16 protein-coding genes are annotated in these 16410 nt (G+C 64.2%); 3 read left to right on the top strand and 13 right to left on the bottom strand.

The annotated features are described in order from the left end of the window. The first annotated feature begins 217 nt into the window (after window positions 1–217). The gene (locus XH80_RS11385) at window positions 218–730 is read left to right on the top strand and encodes a GcrA family cell cycle regulator (protein WP_018644522.1); all 513 of its coding nucleotides are present in this window, start codon (window positions 218–220) and stop codon (window positions 728–730) included. A gap of 89 nt (window positions 731–819) precedes the next feature. Here XH80_RS11385 and phoB read toward each other — a convergent pair whose 3' ends face one another. The 12 genes from phoB to XH80_RS11325 form a co-directional block, all read right to left on the bottom strand. Then, window positions 820–1533: a phosphate regulon transcriptional regulator PhoB gene (phoB, locus tag XH80_RS11380; protein WP_057745196.1), complete on the bottom strand. Its 714-nt coding sequence runs from the start codon at window positions 1531–1533 to the stop codon at window positions 820–822. A 22-nt stretch (window positions 1534–1555) separates the two neighbouring features. After that, entirely contained in the window at window positions 1556–2272 is a 717-nt protein-coding gene (phoU, locus tag XH80_RS11375) for a phosphate signaling complex protein PhoU (protein WP_271598677.1), read from the bottom strand. An 11-nt stretch (window positions 2273–2283) separates the two neighbouring features. Further along, complete coding sequence (gene pstB / locus XH80_RS11370; RefSeq protein WP_220004111.1) at window positions 2284–3105, bottom strand: phosphate ABC transporter ATP-binding protein PstB; 822 nt, start codon at window positions 3103–3105, stop codon at window positions 2284–2286. Beyond that, on the bottom strand, window positions 3102–3947 hold the full coding sequence (gene pstA / locus XH80_RS11365) for a phosphate ABC transporter permease PstA (RefSeq protein ID WP_271598676.1): 846 nt from the start codon (window positions 3945–3947) through the stop codon (window positions 3102–3104). The genes pstB and pstA overlap by 4 nt, the downstream gene beginning before the upstream one ends. Before the next feature lies 1 nt (window position 3948). Continuing rightward, window positions 3949–4938 carry a phosphate ABC transporter permease subunit PstC gene (gene pstC / locus XH80_RS11360; protein WP_271598675.1) on the bottom strand — a complete coding sequence of 330 codons (990 nt, stop codon included), beginning with the start codon at window positions 4936–4938 and terminating at the stop codon, window positions 3949–3951. 187 nt (window positions 4939–5125) lie between these two features. Then, window positions 5126–6139 carry a phosphate ABC transporter substrate-binding protein PstS gene (gene pstS / locus XH80_RS11355; protein WP_271598674.1) on the bottom strand — a complete coding sequence of 338 codons (1014 nt, stop codon included), beginning with the start codon at window positions 6137–6139 and terminating at the stop codon, window positions 5126–5128. Window positions 6140–6288: 149 nt separating this feature from the next. Further along, window positions 6289–7581: an ATP-binding protein gene (locus tag XH80_RS11350; protein ID WP_271598673.1), complete on the bottom strand. Its 1293-nt coding sequence runs from the start codon at window positions 7579–7581 to the stop codon at window positions 6289–6291. 36 nt (window positions 7582–7617) lie between these two features. Continuing rightward, a complete protein-coding gene (locus XH80_RS11345) occupies window positions 7618–8676 on the bottom strand; it encodes a lysylphosphatidylglycerol synthase domain-containing protein (protein ID WP_271598672.1) in 1059 nt (352 codons plus the stop codon). Between the two features lie 527 nt (window positions 8677–9203). Continuing rightward, the gene (locus tag XH80_RS11340; RefSeq protein WP_271598671.1) at window positions 9204–10136 is read right to left on the bottom strand and encodes a haloalkane dehalogenase; all 933 of its coding nucleotides are present in this window, start codon (window positions 10134–10136) and stop codon (window positions 9204–9206) included. Beyond that, a complete protein-coding gene (locus XH80_RS11335; protein ID WP_271598670.1) occupies window positions 10133–10723 on the bottom strand; it encodes a TetR/AcrR family transcriptional regulator in 591 nt (196 codons plus the stop codon). The genes XH80_RS11340 and XH80_RS11335 overlap by 4 nt, the downstream gene beginning before the upstream one ends. 101 nt (window positions 10724–10824) lie before the next feature. Further along, window positions 10825–11121 carry a hypothetical protein gene (locus XH80_RS11330; RefSeq protein ID WP_271598669.1) on the bottom strand — a complete coding sequence of 99 codons (297 nt, stop codon included), beginning with the start codon at window positions 11119–11121 and terminating at the stop codon, window positions 10825–10827. A gap of 2 nt (window positions 11122–11123) precedes the next feature. After that, window positions 11124–12518, bottom strand: coding sequence for an OmpA family protein (locus XH80_RS11325; RefSeq protein ID WP_271598668.1), 1395 nt, complete (start codon window positions 12516–12518; stop codon window positions 11124–11126). Between the two features lie 167 nt (window positions 12519–12685). Between XH80_RS11325 and XH80_RS11320 the strand changes: the two genes are divergently transcribed. After that, window positions 12686–13744, top strand: a complete 1059-nt coding sequence (locus tag XH80_RS11320) for a polysaccharide deacetylase family protein (RefSeq protein WP_271598667.1) — start codon at window positions 12686–12688, stop codon at window positions 13742–13744. A gap of 224 nt (window positions 13745–13968) precedes the next feature. Continuing rightward, window positions 13969–14769, top strand: a complete 801-nt coding sequence (locus XH80_RS11315; protein ID WP_271598666.1) for an SDR family oxidoreductase — start codon at window positions 13969–13971, stop codon at window positions 14767–14769. Between the two features lie 180 nt (window positions 14770–14949). On the opposite strand, the gene boxB is transcribed toward XH80_RS11315, so the two are convergent. Continuing rightward, window positions 14950–16401, bottom strand: coding sequence for a benzoyl-CoA 2,3-epoxidase subunit BoxB (boxB, locus tag XH80_RS11310; RefSeq protein ID WP_057745154.1), 1452 nt, complete (start codon window positions 16399–16401; stop codon window positions 14950–14952). Window positions 16402–16410: the final 9 nt, after the last annotated feature.

Below are 16410 nucleotides of genomic sequence, written 5' to 3'. Positions count from 1 at the left end.
GCGTGAGTCACGGCATATTGTAGCGTTTGGCTTGTCAGATACGACATCTCGTGCAGCGGTTCTGATCCCAAAAGTCCTCATGTACCGGCGTAAACGTTCGGGCGCATCTGGCGCGCCCGGCGAGCCTTAAGGGATTCTGGCGGCACGGGTTTTTCGAAGCTTAGGCATTCGTCGTGAGGCCCCACAGATGGCTGGCGCCGGCGAAGGAAAGGATGCAATGACGGTTTTGACCTGGTCAGATGATCGCGTCGAGCAGCTGAAAAAGCTCTGGGAGGCCGGACTTTCGGCCAGCCAGATCGCCGCTGAGCTTGGAAACGTGACCCGCAACGCCGTAATCGGCAAGGTGCACAGGCTCGGCCTGTCCGGCCGCGCCAAGAGCCCCTCATCAGCAGCTCCGCGGCCGCGCAAGGCGCGTCCCGCACAGCACATGATGCGGGTAAGCCGCCCCATCGCGCGCGGCAACACCGCGCTGGCGCAGGCTTTCGAGGTCGAGGTCGAGGCTGAACCTGTTACCTACGACAACGTTGTGCCGATGAGCCAGCGGCTCTCGTTGCTCGAATTGAACGAGGCCACCTGCCACTGGCCGGTCGGCGATCCCTCAAGCCCGGATTTCTTCTTCTGCGGCGGCAAGGCGCTCTCCGGCCTGCCCTACTGCGCCCAGCACTCGCGCGTGGCGTATCAGCCGGCGGCGGATCGCCGGCGGGCGCCGGCGAAGCCGGGCACGCGCTGAGTACTTGGTTCAGACGACATCGTCGCGGTACAGGCCGGGACGAAAAAAGCGCGCCACCTGGCGCGCTTTTTTGTTTGCTGGCGGGCAGCTTAGCTTGAGGTCTGCTCAGCCTTCGCGAAGCGATCGTCGAGCGCGTAGCCTGCGCCGCGGACGGTGCGGATCGGGTCCTGCTCGCGGCCGAGATTGAGCAGCTTGCGCAGGCGGCCGATATGCACATCGACGGTGCGTTCGTCGATATAGATGTCGCGGCCCCAGACGCTGTCGAGTAGCTGCTCGCGCGAGAACACCCGGCCGGGATGCTCCAGGAAGAACTCCAGCAGGCGATATTCGGTCGGTCCGAGATCGATCGGCCGGCCCGAGCGCGCCACGCGGCGCTTCTCGCGATCGAGCTCGATGTCGCCGAAGGCGAGCACGGTCGCGAGCCGCTCGGGGCTGGCGCGCCGCAGCAGGCCCTTCACCCGCGCGAGCAGCTCGGGCACCGAGAACGGCTTGACGATGTAATCGTCGGCGCCTGTGGCAAGGCCCCTGACACGCTCGCTCTCCTCGCCGCGCGCGGTGAGCATGATGATCGGCAGCTGCTTGGTGTCGGATCGCGTCCGCAACCGGCGGCACAGCTCGATCCCGGACAGGCCCGGCAACATCCAGTCGAGCACGATCAGATCGGGGATGTGCTCCTTGAGGCGGGTGTCGGCGTCGTCGCCGCGCATCACCGTCTCCACGTCATAGCCGTCGCCTTCGAGGTTGTAGCGGAGAAGCTCGGTCAGAGCTTCCTCGTCCTCAACCACCATAATGCGTGCGCCCATGGGCTCGTCGCTCCTTGCGTAATCAGGTGTTCGGGACCGTCGTGGCGAACGTCGTCATGTCGCCCTTCGGCCGCTTGTCGGTGATGGCCTGGCCTTCGATCATGTAGAACACGGTCTCGGCGATGTTGGTGGCGTGGTCGCCGATCCGCTCGATGTTCTTGGCGCAGAACATCAGATGGATGCAGAACGAGATGTTGCGCGGATCCTCCATCATGTAGGTGAGGAGCTCGCGGAACAGCGAGGTGCAGATGGCATCGACTTCCTCGTCGCCCTTCCACACCGCCATCGCTGCCGGCAGATCGTGCGCGGCATAGGCGTCCAGCACCGACTTGACCTGCTGCTGCACGAGGTCGGTCATGTGCTCGAGGCCGCGGAACAGTTTGAGCGGATGGAAATCCGTCTCCAGCGCCGCGACGCGCTTGCCCATGTTCTTGGCGAGGTCGCCGATGCGCTCGAGGTCGGTCGCAACCCGCATGGCGCCGACGATTTCGCGCAAGTCCACCGCCATCGGCTGGCGGCGCGCGATGGTCAGCACGGCGCGCTCCTCGATCTTCTTCTGCAGCGCGTCGAGCTCGGCATCGATGGTGACGACGCGCTGGCCCAGCTCGACGTCGCGGCGGATCAGCGCATCGACGGAATCGACGATCATGCGCTCGGCGATGCCGCCCATCTCGGCGACCAGGCGGGTGAGCTCCTGAAGGTCGGTGTCGAAGGCTTTTGCGGTATGTTCGGAAGCCATGTCCTGTCTCCTCAGCCGAACCGGCCGGTGATGTAATCCTGCGTGCGCCGGTCCGACGGCGACGTGAAGATCTTGCTGGTGTCGTCGAACTCGATCAGCTCGCCGAGATACATGAAGGCGGTCTTGTCGGAGACGCGGGCCGCCTGCTGCATGTTGTGGGTGACGATCGCGATGGTGTAGTTCTCGGACAGTTCCTGGATCAGCTCCTCGACCTTGGCGGTCGAGATCGGATCGAGCGCCGAGCAGGGTTCGTCGAACAGGATCACTTCAGGCCGCACCGCGACGGTGCGGGCGATGCAGAGGCGCTGCTGCTGGCCGCCCGAGAGCGACAGGCCGGAGGCGTTGAGCTTGTCCTTGACCTCGTTCCACAGCGCGCCGCCGCGCAGCGCCTTCTCGACGCGGTCGTCCATCTCGGACTTCGAGATCTTCTCATAGAGGCGGATGCCGAAGGCGATGTTCTCGTAGATCGTCATCGGGAACGGCGTCGGCTTCTGGAACACCATGCCGACGCGGGCGCGCAGCAGGTTGAGATCCAGCTTGGGGTCGAGGATGTTGGTCTGGTCCAGCATCAGCTGACCGGTGACGCGTTGGCCCGGATAGAGGTCATACATCCGATTGAAGATGCGCAACAGGGTCGACTTGCCGCAACCGGACGGGCCGATGAAGGCGGTGACGCGGTTGGTGCCGAGCGTCAGATTGATGTTCTTCAGCGCCTGGTGCTCGCCGTAATAGAAGTTGAGGTTGCGCACCGTCACCTTGGCCGGAGCTTCCGGCAGCGGCTGCTGCGAGGCGAGGTGCGCGTTGGAGCTCACGGATACGGACAAGTCGGTCATTTTGCGGTCCTCTCGGCACCGAGGATGCGGGCGCCAATGTTCAGGGCAAGCACGGTGAGCGTGATCAACAGCGCACCGCTCCAGGCGAGCTGCTTCCAATAGGCGTAAGGGCTCTGGACGAAATTGTTGATGGTGACGGGCAGGTTCGCCATGGTCTTGTTCAGGCCGAGGCTGAAGAACTGGTTCGACAGCGCGGTGAAGAGTAGCGGCGCGGTTTCGCCGGCGACGCGGGCGGTGGCGAGCAGCACGCCGGTGATGAGGCCGGAGCGGGCCGCACGATAGGCGATCCGCTTGATCACCAGCGAGCGCGGCAGGCCGAGCGCGGAGGCGGCCTCGCGCAGCGCGTTCGGCACCAGCAGCAGCATGTCCTCGGTCGTGCGCAGCACCACCGGGATCACGATGACGGCGAGCGCGAGCGAGCCTGCGATCGCCGAGAAGCCGCGCATCGGCACCACCACCGCGCCGTAGATGAACAGGCCGATGATGATCGAGGGCGCCGACAGCAGGATGTCGTTGATGAAGCGGATCACCGAGGTCAGCTTGTCGTTACGGCCGTACTCGGCGAGATAGGTGCCGGCGAACAGGCCGAGCGGCGCGCCGATGCCGACGCCGATCACGGTCATGATCAGCGAGCCGACGATGGCGTTGCGCAGGCCGCCCTCGGTCGAGCCCGGCGGCGGGGTATCGGCGACGAACAGCTCGAGGTTGAGGCCGGCGATGCCGTTATAGAGAAGCGTGAGCAGGATCAGCGCGAGCCAGGTGACGCCGACGGCGGCGGCTCCGAAGCAGAGCCCTCGGACGATGATGTCCTTGCGGCGGCGGCGTACATAGATCGGGTTCATGTCACTTCCCCGCCTTCGTTTCCAGACGCAGCAGCATCAGCCGGGCGGCGGCGAGCACGAAGAACGTCAGCACGAACAGCAACAGGCCGAGCAGGATCAGGCCGGACTGGTGCAGGCCGTCGCTCTCGGCGAACTCCGATGCGATCGCCGCCGAGATCGTGGTGCCAGGCGCGAAGATCGATGACGAGATGCGGAACGAGTTGCCGATGATGAAGGTCACCGCCATGGTCTCGCCGAGCGCACGGCCCAAGGCCAGCATGACACCGCCGATGACGCCGACACGGGTATAGGGGATCACGACGCTGCGCACCACTTCCCAGGTGGTGCAGCCGACGCCGTAGGCGGCCTCTTTCAGCACCGGCGGCACGGTCTTGAACACGTCGACCGAGATCGAGGTGATGAAAGGCAGCACCATGATCGCCAGGATCAGCGCGGCATTGAACAGGCTGAGATAGGACGGGGGACCTGCGAAGACCGCGCCCAGCACCGGGACGCCGTCGAAGATCTTGATCATGAAGGGCTGGAAGGTGTTGGCCAGGAACGGCCCCAGCACGAAGAAGCCCCACATGCCGTAGATGATCGAGGGAATGCCGGCGAGCAGCTCCACCGCCATGCCGATCGGGCGGCGCAGCCATTGCGGGCAGAGCTCGGTCAGGAAGATCGCGATACCGAGACCGACGGGAATGGCGATCAGCATCGCGATGAAGGAGGTGACAAGCGTGCCGTACATCGGTCCGAGCGCGCCGAGCACGGGCGGATCGGCCGACGGCGCCCAGCGCTGCGTCCACAGGAACGCAAAGCCGTATTCCTTCATCGCCGGGAAGGCACCGACGATCAGCGACAGGATGATGCCGCCAAGGATGAGGAGCACCGAGATCGCGGAAAGCCGGGTGATCCAGTAGAAGGTGACATCGCCGAGCTTGAACGCGCTCAAGGCCTTCGCGCGATCATAGGGGCCAGCGTCGTCGACTACATCGCTCTGAACAGCCATTTCTGCCACGCCGATCCCCTGTATTACGCTATCTGCATGCCGCCGATAAGGAGCGGTCTTGTCGACGATTTGTCCCGCGTCATTCCGGGATGGTCCGAAGGACCAGACCCGGAATTTCGAGCTTCCGGGTTCGCTCGCCACGCTCGCGCCCCGGAATGACGGGGCACGAGCGTCGGACTTCAGAGCTTTAGCTCTTGATCTCGGCAGACCAGGTCTTCTCGATCTGCTGGACGACGCTGTCCGGCATCGGGATGTAATCGAGCTCCTCGGCTGCCTTGGCGCCGTTCTTGAAGGCCCAGCGGAAGAACTTGATGGCTTCCTGCGAGGCCGCCTTGTCGGTGGCATCCTTGTGCATGAGGATGAAGGTCGCCGCCGTGATCGGCCAGGACTTGTCGCCGGGCTGGTCGGTCAGGATGACGTAGTAGCCGGGCGCCTTGGACCAGTCGGCATTGGCGGCGGCCGCCTGGAAGGCCTCGGTGGCGGGCTCAACGGTCTTGCCACCCTTATTGACCATCTTGGTGTAGGTCAGCTTGTTTTGCTTGGCGTAGGCGTACTCGACATAGCCGATCGAATTCTTGGTCTGGCCGATGTTGCCCGAAACGCCTTCGTTGCCCTTGGCGCCGACGCCAACCGGCCATTCGACCGCGGTGCCCTCACCGACCTTGCTCTTCCAGTCCGCGCTGACCTTGGAGAGATAGTTGGTGAAATTGAAGGTGGTGCCCGAACCGTCCGAGCGGCGAACCACGGTGATCGCCTCCGACGGCAGCTTCACGTTCGGATTGAGCTTCTTGATCGCGCCGTCGTCCCACTTGGTGATCTTGCCGAGATAGATGTTGGCGAGCGTCTCGCCGTCGAACACCATCTCGCCAGGCTTGACGCCTTCGAGGTTGACGACCGGAACGATGGCGCCCATCACCATCGGCCACTGGGCAAGGCCGTCCTTCTCGAGCTGCTCGGCCTTGAGCGGCATGTCGGTGGCACCGAAGGTCACAGTCTTGGCCTGAATCTGCTTGATGCCGCCGCCGGAACCGATCGACTGGTAGTTCAGACCGTTGCCGGTCTCCTTCTTGTAGGCATCAGCCCACTTCGAATAGATCGGGAACGGGAACGTCGCACCTGCGCCGGTGATGTCGGCAGCGAACGCCGCCGTCGTCGTTGCGGCGACCAAGCCGGCAGCGACGATCGTTTTGAGGAAATTCATGCTGGTCTCCATACAGGGGAGCGAAGCGCCATCCGCGCCCGATCGCGCTCCCGCGCCGCCCCTTTAGGAGCGGTCGGCTGAGCTTTTACGAAGGTTTCGTGACAGTCGGATGACAGCGCTAAGCGATTGAAACCGCGTTGTTTTATTGCCTAAACCAAAGTCCTGGCCTGGGGAAAACAGGCGGTGAAAGTCGCACCCTGCTTGGGCACGCTTTCGATCAAAAGACGGCCGCGGTGACGGTTAAGAATATGTTTCACCAGCGATAATCCGAGCCCCGTGCCGCCCTGCGAGCGGCTGTCGCCGACGTCAACCCGGTAGAACCGCTCGGTCAGGCGCGGCAGGTGCTCCGGCGCGATGCCGGGGCCGAAATCCCGCACCATGACCCGGATTTCCTGAGTTGCATCGGCGGGCGCCGGCAGCGTCAGCGAGACGATGACGCGTCCACCGGAGGCGCCATATTTGAGCGCGTTTTCGATCAGGTTTTCGAACAGGCGGAGCAGCTCCTCGCGGTCACCGGCGATCATGACCGGGCCGTCAGGCAAATGGGTCTCGACCTCGACCTGACGCTCGCGCGCCAGCGGCTCGAGCCCGTCGGCGACCTGGAGGATGATCGGCAAGAGATCGACCAGAGTGTCGGGCCGCACATGGGCCGACAGCTCGACCCGCGACAGCGACAAAAGGTCGTCGATCAGGCGCGCCATGCGCGTCGCCTGGTTGTGCATGATACCGAGGAAGCGCTCGCGCGCCTTCGGATCGTCCTTGGCCTGGCCCTGGAGCGTGTCGATGAAGCCGGACAGCGCGGCCAGTGGCGTTCGCAACTCATGGCTGGCATTGGCGACGAAGTCGGCGCGCATCTCCTCGACCCGGCGCAGCGGGGTCTGGTCGTGGAAGGTCATCAGCATGCATTTGTCGGCGCCGCCGAAATTGGTCGGCACCGGCACCGGGGTGATGATCAGCTCCATCCAGCGATCGACAGGCACATGGTCGAGATAGGTCGCGCGCCGCGGCTCGGTGGTGGCAATGGACTCGCGCAGCGCCGTGATGATCTCGGGCGAGCGCAGCGCGAACTGGGCGAGTTCGTTCTTGCGCAGCGCCGGCGCGAGCTGCGCGGCGGCCGCATTGAGATGGATGACCCGGCCGGCGCGGTCGAGCAGCACCGCCGGATCCGGCATGCCGGCGACGACCGCAGCCACCGCGGCGCTTTCCACCGGATTGACGCGCCTGACGTCCTCGCGCGAGGCGGCGGTATCATGCAGCCGCCAAGGGATCAGTGCCGCAGCCGCGATACAGACAAACACGGCGACGGCATGCACCACCGACACCTCGCCGAGCGAGACTACGACCGACAGCGCCAGTGCCGCAGCGATCAGGACGATGGTCGAGTGTCGCAGCCGGTCGGACCAAGGCTGCACCGTGGGAGACGAGGGAGCGTCGATCGCCATCGGGCCGGGCTTCTCCTTGGGTTCGCTCTGCGCCGGTCAGACGCCACCGCTATCGCTACGCTTTCTCACATAAGCGGCTTCAGGCGGTGGACCTGGATCGAGCTTGAGCGCCGCCTGCTGCAGGCGTTTCGATCGGGCGCCGATGATAACCTCCCGAAACGTCAGCAAGATTACAGAGATGACGAAAGGGGACAGATAATAGAGGACCCGGAACAGCAGCATGCCGCCGAGCAGCTCCTCACGGTCCATCTGCCAGAGGCCGACCAGCATGGCGGCGTCGAAGACCCCTAAGCCGCCGGGAGAATGGCTGGCGAAGCCAAGCAGCGTCGCCGAGACGAAGATGACGGCGACCACGACGAAGCCGAGATTGGGCTCGTCGGGCACCAGCACGTACATGGCAAGCGCACAGAAGCCGAGATCGATGATGCCGATGGCGATCTGCAGCAGCGTCAGCGGGCCGCCCGGCAGCACCACGGTCCAGGGGCCGCGCCCGACCACCCGCGGCTGGGTCCAGACCCAGACCACGTAAGCGACCAGCGCCACGATGATCATCATCGCGACGGTGCGGTTCAACCAGGGCGGCAGCTGGTCGATCGAGGCCGCCGCCTCCGGATGATAGGAGATGCCGAGGCCGAGCACGGCGGCATTGCCGAGCCAGAAAGTGAGGCCGGCCAGGAAGCAGATTTTCGCGACGTCGATCGCGTTGAGGCCATAGGCCGAATAGATGCGATAGCGCACGGCGCCGCCGGTGAAGACGCTGGCGCCGACATTGTGGCCGATCGAATAGCTGGTGAAGGCCGCGAGCGCGTTGATGCGATAGGGTACGTGGGATTGGCCGATCGCGCGCACGGCAAACAGATCGTAGAAGGTCAGGGTGAAATAGCCCGCGGCGACGAACAGCGCGGCCATCGCAATCTGGCGCGGCTCGGTGCTCTTGATCGCCTCGATCACCTCGTTCGCGTCGATGCCGCGCAGCATGTGGTAGAGCACATAGCAAGCGATGCCGATGACCGCGACGCTGATCACAACTCCAAGCTTATGCAGGATTTGCTTCTGGCGCAGCAACGTCATCGTCCTGCGTATGGCTTCCAGCATCTAGACCTCGAACAACACTTCAGCGGCCAGGGTGGCCGGCGAACAGGCGGACGACGCACAGGCACTCAACGAACGAGCACTCAACGAACCCTCGCCGCCGGCTTTGGCCTCGCGCATGCCCCCCGTCCCTCCACTAGCGCGTTTCGGGGCGGAGTGGAATTCGCCAATGTGAACAAAATCACGTGCCTTCAATATTTTAGGCAGGCTTGCGAGCTGATGATGCACGGTTTGGCGCTTTCGGCGGCAAGGCTTGAGGCGAATCTCCATGGCAATCTGCGCAGTCGCCGTGAAGTTTTGATGATTTCGACCGGACAATGTTCCGTCGCGCTTTAAGTCGAAATCAATCTATGGACCGCGTGCGCCCGTTAAAAGAGGGGCCGCTGCGTCGGCAGGGCTGCGCGGCACACGATGATGTGGCCGACGCCTCGCTCCTGGTCATCGCGTTGCACTGCGACATCACAGACGTCATCGCGGCCGCCCCGCCAAGGCAGCCGCGACGAGCATGTTGCTCAGAAGTAGCGTTGCCCTCAGGCTGCAAGCTGCGGGCGCATCGCTTCGATGCCGGCGATCCAGCCGGCGACAGAGCGGCCAATCGCCTCGGGGTGATCCTCCTGAAGGAAGTGCAGCCCGCCGCCGAGGCGAACCAGCGCGCAGTTCTTCAACGAGGCCGCAAACCGCGCGGCAAATTCCGGTGTGACCAGAGCTCCGGGCTCACCCGGGAACAGAAGCTTGGGATAGGACGACGCGGCCAGCGCCGCGTGCGCGGATTCAAGCGCCGCATAGACGTCGGCTGGCTCGCCCGCGATCGGCAATTCGCGTGGAAGCGCAAGCACGGGACGGCGACTCTCCGGCGTCGGGAATGGCGCACGATAGGGTGCCATCTCCGCGTCGCTCAGCTTGCGCACGATGCCGCCGGGCAGGACGCGCTCGACGAACGCATTTGCCTCGAGGATCATCGCTTCGCCCTCACCTGGCGTTCTGAATTTGCGGAAGACCGCGCGTGCCGCCTCGGCATGGTCCTGCTCTTCCGCGACCTCGGTGTGGTGGAAGTCCTGCCAGGTCGGCATTGGACGGATGAATTCCATGAAGGCGAGGCCGCGCACGAAATCCGGCCGGCGCGCGGCGAGATGAAATGCGAGCGCCGTGCCCCAGTCCTGCGCGACGAGATAGGCCGATTTGATACCGCGCGCTTCGATGAAGGCATCGAGATAGCGGACAAGATCGAAGAAGCGGTAGGCGACATCGGGCTTGTCGGACTGACCGAAGCCGATGTTGTCGGGCGCGATGCAATGCGCGACCGGTGCCACCAGCGGCAGGATATTGCGCCAGATATGCGAGGAGGTCGGATTGCCGTGGAGGAACAGCGCAACGGGCGCGCTGTCCGCGCCGGTCTCGCGATAGGCCATGTGGCTTCCGAGGACGGACGCTTTGCGAATCTCGATGTCGATCGGCTTGGTCATGTCGGCTCCTTGAACACGGTTTGGAATGCGATGGTCTTGAAGCGTTCGAGCGCTTTGGGATTGCGGTCGACTTTCATGCGCAGGATTGCGCCCTGCCAGGACGCGAGCAGGAAGTCGGCAAGCTCATCTGGCTCGAAATCGGAGGCGATCTCGCCGCGCTCTTGCGCATCCCTGATGCAGGCGGCGAACGGGGTGCGCCATTCGGCAAAGATCGCTGAGAGACGCGCGCGCAGCAGTTCGCTGCTGCCCGACGCCTCAAGGCTGAGATCGCCGATCAGGCAGCCGCGACCATAGCCGTCGGCCTCGAGCCTTCCGGTGATGATGTCGAGATAGCGCCGCAGGCGCGCGCGCGGCGTCAGCGAAGTGTCCTCGAGCGCTTCGGCGACCAGGCCGCGGGTGACATCGAAATAGCGGTCGAGCACTTCGGAAGCGAAGGCCTCCTTGGAGCGGAAATGATTGGTGAAGGATCCCTGCGGCGCGCCCGCCGCAGCGGTGACGTCGCGCACGCTGCTGCCGTGATAGCCGGTCCGGAACATGACCTTGAGGCCGGCGTCGAGGATGGCGTCTTTGAGCGATGGCTTAGGCATGTGTGAAATAATACGTACGTACGTATTGATGTCAAGCACTGACCTGTTGCTGCGGCAATCTCCCTGCCGGTCAGTCAGTTACTGCATTTTTGGAGCACGGATCAGGCCGCAGGCTGGCTGCGCGAGACCACCCAATAGCGCAGCCAGGCGCCGACGGTGCAGCCACCGAGATAGCAGGCGAACATGACGAGGCCGAGGTCGAGCCAATAGCCGAAGCGGCCCGGCACCGCATGCGCGAACGAGGCCGCGACCAGGCCCGCGACGAGCACAGCGAGCCAGCGCGCCGTCACCTTCGAGGTGCCGTTGCCGCGCTGGACCACCGAGATCCAGCCCATGCAGAAGCCCAGCAGCACCGAGCCGATCAGCCAGCCCATATGGAACGAGACGAGATAGGGCATGATCACCTCACCAGAAATTCGATGCGGCGGTTCTGCGCCTTGCCGTCGTCGGTGTCGTTGCCGGCGACAGGCTGCGTGCTGCCATAGCCGACCGCTGTGAAACGGTCCGGGGGCAGCCCGGCCTTGACCAGATAGTCGATCACCGCCTGCGCGCGCTTCTCGGAGAGCGCCTGGTTGAACGAGTCCTCGCCATCGGCATCGGTGTGGCCGGCGACCTCGATATTGGTGGTGGGGCAGCGCAATGCCGTTTCGATCAGATGATCGAGGACGCCCGCGGAGTCAGGATCGATATCGGCACGCTTGGGCTCGAACCGGATCTTGCCCTTGGCCAGCAGCTCCGAGAACAATTGCTGGCAGACGGTGCCGTCGACCGGCCCTGCCGCGGGCTTCACCGTGATTTCGGGCTTGTACTGCCAGGCCTTTGGAAAATCCTTGCCGAGGCCGGCGCGGATGTCGTTGGCCGCGCCTTCGTACAGCGCATCACCCGACAGCTTCACCTCGCGATCCGAGACCACGAGGGTGCCGGTCGACAGCCGCGACAGCGCACCGAGTGCTGCGACCACCGCGGTGTTGAACGAAGCAGGCGCGCCGATGCTGGCCTTGAGATTGTCGACCACCTTCTCGGTGAAGAATTTCCGCGAGGCGCTATTCGCGATCGCGGCGTGCACGGCGTTGTCGGGCACGTAGCCGGTCAGCGTCACGGTGGCGGCGACCGGATCCTTGTAGGCCTGGAAGATATAAGGCGGCGCCTTGATCTCGTTGGACGCGATCGAAAAGCCCTCAGGCAGGTTCTTCAGCGCGGCGGCGATCGCCTCGCGTCCGCCGAGGTCACGCGCCATGCCCGACAGATTGATCTTGGTGTCGGAGATCGTGATCTTGCCGTCCTTCAGCTTGCCGATCTGGTCGATCAGCAACATCGCCGCCGCCTCGAAACGCGCAGGCGCGCCGCGGGCGAGACCCATCTGATCGGCGACCTCGCCGCCATTGACCTCCTTTCGCGCGGCCTCGGTGAGGCGCGCCTTCATCGACGGCAGCGGCGCGGAGCCCGACAGGGTCACCCGCACGACGTCGCGCTCGGCGGTCCAGACGAAGGGTTTTGCTTCGGGAACAAGGCGGGTCTGGTCGTCGACCAGCCGAACGCCGGGAACCGTCTCGACCGTGGTCACGGCATCGCGGCGCCCCTCCTCGGAGAAAGCGTCCGCGGCCAAGCGGACGTCCCGGCCGTCCACCGCGATTCGGGTCTTGTCCAGGACGGTATCCTTGAGCGCGGCCGAGCTGCGGGCCGACAGGTCGGCCTCGACAGGCAAGGTGTTATTCCAGGCCGCAAATCCCCACATGACGGCCAGGGGAATCAGCCCCGGCCACCACTTGCTGGCCCACCTGAAAAGCATATGCATTCGACGACCCGAACTCTGGAACCGGAGACAAAACAAACCCTTGGCAGGCTGTCAAACCGGAAATGGGGCCGTTTCCGGGGTCACCCGTGAAACAATTGGAATAACTTTTTCTTCAAGGGTCGTTCCCTACATTGGGGGCGGAATGCCCAGGGGTCGGCCAGCCGGTCATGAAACAACTGCGTAACAACGTCATTCGCGCCGGGCTGGGAGCACTCTATTTCAGCGGCGCGCATCACCTGCTGCGTCCGCTGCTGTCGGGCGTCGGCGCCATTTTCATGCTGCACCATGTTCGGCCGGCCCGTGAGCGCGCGTTTCAGCCGAACCGGCATCTCGAGGTGACCCCCGACTTCCTGCGCGCGACCCTGTGCCATTTGCGCTCGCGCGAGATCGACATCGTCAGCATGGACGAGCTGCACGAACGGCTGGTTCAGGGCCGGTTCGAGCGCCGCTTCGCCGCCTTCACCTTCGACGACGGCTATCGCGACAACCGCGATCATGCCCTGCCGGTGCTACGCGAATTTGACGCGCCCGCGACCGTCTATGTCGCCAGCGACTTCGCCGAAGGCATGGGACGGCTGTGGTGGACCGCGCTGGAAGCCGTCATCGCCAAGGCCGAGCAGGTCGACGTCACAATCGGTCAATCCGCGCTGCGGCTCGATGCAAGCTCGCCGGCCGCCAAGCAGGCGACGTTCGATCGCCTGCACGACTGGCTGCGCGCGCTGCCGGGCGAATACGATCTGAAGCGCGAGATCGAGGCTCTCTGCATCGCGCACGGTATCGACATGGAAGCGCTGTGCCGAGACCTCTGCCTGTCCTGGGGCGAGGTGAAGCGGCTCGCGGCCGATCCGCTTGTCACGATCGGTGCGCACACCATCAGCCATTGCAATCTCGCCAAGCAAAGCGAGGAGGCCGCCACGCAGGAGATGGCGGTGAGCCGCGCGCGGATCGAGCATGCGCTGGAGCGCGAGGTGCGGCACCTCGCCTACCCCTATGGTGACCGCGAAGCGGCGGGGACGCGCGAATTCGCGTTGGCCGCATCGGCCGGCTTCAAGACCGCGGTGACAACACGACCCGGCATGCTGTTCGCCGAGAACGCCGATCACATGACCGCATTGCCGCGCGTTTCGCTCAACGGAAATTACCAGGATGCGCGCATCCTGCCGGTGCTGACCTCTGGCGCCGCGACCGCGATGTGGAACGGTTTTCGCCGGTTTGCGGCGGCCTGACCGTCGTCCCGGCGAAAGCCGGGACCCATACCGCGTGATTTTTCGATTGCGGTTGATATTAGTCCCGAACGACCAGCCTTCGCCAAACACCTCCCTGTGGCTATGGGTCCCGGCCTCCGCCGGGAGGACACTGAGTTGGCTGAACGGCTGACGCACTACACTCCACCGTTCCTTGACTCCCCTCGCCGCGACGCTCAAAACGTCGCCAACGCAAGGGAGGTGTCATGTCCAACGATCTGTTTTCGCTCAAAGGCCGTATCGCACTGGTCACCGGCGGCTCACGCGGCATCGGCAAGATGATCGCGGCGGGATTCCTCAGTGCCGGCGCTGCGAAGGTCTACATCACCGCGCGCAAGGCCGGGCCCTGCGAAGCCACCGCGAAAGAGCTCTCGGCGCAATATGATGGCGATTGCATCGCGCTGCCGATCGACATCTCGACCGTCGAAGGCTGCAACAAGCTCGCCGGCGAAATCATCAAGCTGGAGCCGAAGCTCGACATCCTCGTCAACAATGCCGGCGCGGCCTGGGGCGCGGAATTCGACGAATTCCCCGAGAGCGGCTGGGACAAGGTGATGGATCTCAACGTCAAGTCCCTGTTCTTCCTGACCAAGGCTCTGGCCAAGCCGTTGCGGGCGGCGGCCTCGCGCGAGCGCCCGGCGAAGGTGATCAACATCGCCTCGGTCGACGGCATCTTCGTCAATCCCAGCGAGACCTATTCCTATGCCGCGAGCAAGGCCGCCGTGATCCACCTGACGCGGCGCATGGCAACGAAGCTGATCAAGGACAACATCAACGTCACCGCGATCGCGCCGGGCGCGTTCAAGTCCGACATGAACCGCGCCGCGCGCGATCATTCGGACGAAGTGGCCAAGCGCATTCCATCGCGGCGCATCGGCACCGACGAGGACATGGCGGGCGTTGCGATCTATCTGGCTTCGCGTGCGGGGGATTACGTGGTCGGCAACACCATCGCGGTCGATGGCGGCGTGGTGTACGCGAATGCGGGGCTGGAGATCGCGGGATAGGGGGCGGCTAGCGCCTAGGCCTTACCACACACTCGCTGTCATGCCCCGGCTCGACCGGGGCATCCAGTACGCCGCGGCTTCGCGGATCTATTACAACCGTCTCTGGAATACCGGATCGCCCGCCTTCGCGGGCGATGTCAGTGAGGGTGTGGCGCGGCCGTCGCTTCTCGCTGGTAGCCCCTACGACTCGATCTTCACGTACTCGAAATCGCCCGGCTTGTTGTCGATGCCGACCTTCGGCGGCGAGATCCAGGAGGCGAACTTGCCGGTTTCGGTGACAGGCTGCATCAGGGAGGTGATGAAGTCGCCGTCGCTGGTCGAGGGCAGCCAATCGTCCTTGCGCTTGGCCCAGGTGGCATCGTCGATCAGGATGCCGTCGGGCGTCGCGTGCACGTCCTTGAACTCGCCGATATGGCGGTGGAAGGCCACGTTCGGCAGCGTCAGCTTGAAATCGTAGCCGGCGGTCGAGATCACCTTGTTCCAGCGCAGCATGCCCTTGACGCAATCCTGGCTGTAATCGTCGCGCAGGCGCATGTTGAGCGCGGTCAGCGCCGGCTCGTCGACCAGCTTGATCTCGCCGTTGATGAGCTTCAGCACCGGATAGGTCGAATTCTTCAGCTGATGATCGTCGTCGATCTGGGTCTCGTGGTAGCGGCCCTTGATGCCGGCGTTGAAGGCATTGGCCGCGTTGGTCGAGACTTCCGAACCGAACAGGTCGAGCGACAGCGTGTAGTGCAGGTTCAGCTTCTTCTGGATGGTCGGAAGATCAATGACGCCCAGCGCGCGGACCTTCGCGATGTCGGTCGGGTCGGTGATGCCGGCCGCCTTCATCGCATCGCAGGTGCGCTGCACGACGCGGGTGATGCCGGTCTCGCCGACGAACATGTGGTGCGCTTCCTCCGTGAGCATGAAGCGGCAGGTGCGCGACAAGGGATCGAAGCCCGATTGCGCCAGCGAATGCAGCTGCATCTTGCCGTCGCGGTCGGTGAAATAGGTGAACATGAAGAAGGACAGCCAGTCCGGCGTCGCCTCGTTGAAGGCACCGAGCATGCGCGGCGCATCGGCATCGCCGGAACGACGGCGGAGCAAATCGTCGGCTTCTTCACGTCCGTCGCGGCCAAAATATTTCTGCAGCAGATAGACCATCGCCCAGAGATGGCGGCCTTCCTCGACGTTGACCTGGAACAGATTGCGCATGTCGTAGAGCGAGGGCGCGGTCTTGCCGAGATGGCGCTGCTGCTCGACCGAGGCCGGCTCGGTGTCGCCCTGGATCACGATCAGGCGGCGCAGCATGGCGCGATGCTCGCCCGGGACTTCCTGCCAGGCCGGCTCACCATAATGCTCGCCGAACGGGACGACGCGATTTTCTTCCTGGGGAGCAAGGAGAATGCCCCAGCGATATTCGGGCATGCGGACGTAATCGAACTTGGCCCAGCCGCGCGGATCGACCGAATAGGCGGTGCGCAAATAGACCAGCGACTCCTGGAAGCCTTCCGGCCCCATGTCGCTCCACCAATCCATGTAGCCGGGATGCCAGCCTTCCAGCGCCTTCAGCACCTGGCGGTCTTCGGCGAGATTGACGTTGTTCGGAATCTTGGTCGAGTAGTCGACGTTCATGATGTTCATGTTCATGGCCGTGCT

This window comes from Bradyrhizobium sp. CCBAU 45384 (genome assembly GCF_028128665.1).
Lineage (GTDB): Bacteria > Pseudomonadota > Alphaproteobacteria > Rhizobiales > Xanthobacteraceae > Bradyrhizobium > Bradyrhizobium manausense.
Note: the sequence above shows the minus strand (reverse complement) of the source record. Positions and strands in the feature narration are given on the sequence as shown.

Excerpts from the sequence above, each read along its gene's own strand:
- XH80_RS11385 (WP_018644522.1), top strand. The coding sequence starts at position 218 with ATGACGGTTTTGACCTGGTCAGATGATCGCGTCGAGCAGCTGAAAAAG.
- phoB (WP_057745196.1), bottom strand. The coding sequence starts at position 1,533 with ATGGGCGCACGCATTATGGTGGTTGAGGACGAGGAAGCTCTGACCGAG.
- phoU (WP_271598677.1), bottom strand. The coding sequence starts at position 2,272 with ATGGCTTCCGAACATACCGCAAAAGCCTTCGACACCGACCTTCAGGAG.
- pstB (WP_220004111.1), bottom strand. The coding sequence starts at position 3,105 with ATGACCGACTTGTCCGTATCCGTGAGCTCCAACGCGCACCTCGCCTCG.
- pstA (WP_271598676.1), bottom strand. The coding sequence starts at position 3,947 with ATGAACCCGATCTATGTACGCCGCCGCCGCAAGGACATCATCGTCCGA.
- pstC (WP_271598675.1), bottom strand. The coding sequence starts at position 4,938 with ATGGCTGTTCAGAGCGATGTAGTCGACGACGCTGGCCCCTATGATCGC.
- pstS (WP_271598674.1), bottom strand. The coding sequence starts at position 6,139 with ATGAATTTCCTCAAAACGATCGTCGCTGCCGGCTTGGTCGCCGCAACG.
- XH80_RS11350 (WP_271598673.1), bottom strand. The coding sequence starts at position 7,581 with ATGGCGATCGACGCTCCCTCGTCTCCCACGGTGCAGCCTTGGTCCGAC.
- XH80_RS11345 (WP_271598672.1), bottom strand. The coding sequence starts at position 8,676 with ATGCTGGAAGCCATACGCAGGACGATGACGTTGCTGCGCCAGAAGCAA.
- XH80_RS11340 (WP_271598671.1), bottom strand. The coding sequence starts at position 10,136 with ATGACCAAGCCGATCGACATCGAGATTCGCAAAGCGTCCGTCCTCGGA.
- XH80_RS11335 (WP_271598670.1), bottom strand. The coding sequence starts at position 10,723 with ATGCCTAAGCCATCGCTCAAAGACGCCATCCTCGACGCCGGCCTCAAG.
- XH80_RS11330 (WP_271598669.1), bottom strand. The coding sequence starts at position 11,121 with ATGCCCTATCTCGTCTCGTTCCATATGGGCTGGCTGATCGGCTCGGTG.
- XH80_RS11325 (WP_271598668.1), bottom strand. The coding sequence starts at position 12,518 with ATGCATATGCTTTTCAGGTGGGCCAGCAAGTGGTGGCCGGGGCTGATT.
- XH80_RS11320 (WP_271598667.1), top strand. The coding sequence starts at position 12,686 with ATGAAACAACTGCGTAACAACGTCATTCGCGCCGGGCTGGGAGCACTC.
- XH80_RS11315 (WP_271598666.1), top strand. The coding sequence starts at position 13,969 with ATGTCCAACGATCTGTTTTCGCTCAAAGGCCGTATCGCACTGGTCACC.
- boxB (WP_057745154.1), bottom strand. The coding sequence starts at position 16,401 with ATGAACATGAACATCATGAACGTCGACTACTCGACCAAGATTCCGAAC.